Source organism: Paracoccus nototheniae, assembly GCF_004335005.1.
Taxonomy (GTDB): Bacteria; Pseudomonadota; Alphaproteobacteria; order Rhodobacterales; family Rhodobacteraceae; genus Paracoccus; species Paracoccus nototheniae.
The window spans coordinates 1-255 of record NZ_RQRT01000228.1 but is presented as its reverse complement, the minus strand read 5'-3'; the positions used below and the strand labels follow the sequence as shown (position 1 = coordinate 255).

The window sequence follows — 255 nt, the reverse complement described above, 5'->3', positions numbered from 1 at the left end:
ACGACTATCCCGGCGACGACATCCCGATCATCAAGGGTTCGGCGCTGGCAGCCATGGAAGGCCGCGATCCCGAGATCGGCGAGAACTCGATCCGCGCGCTGATCGCGGCCGTCGACGAATACATCCCGACGCCCGAGCGTGCGATCGACCAGCCCTTCCTGCTGCCGATCGAGGACGTGTTCTCGATCTCGGGCCGTGGCACCGTGGTCACCGGCCGCATCGAGCGTGGCGCCGTGAACGTCGGCGACGAACTGG

Annotated in this window: 1 pseudogene; it reads left to right on the top strand. The window is 67.1% G+C overall.

Annotation, left to right across the window (positions count from 1 at the left end):
- Positions 1–255, top strand: a pseudogene (gene tuf / locus EG885_RS22560) (elongation factor Tu); the annotation flags it as partial.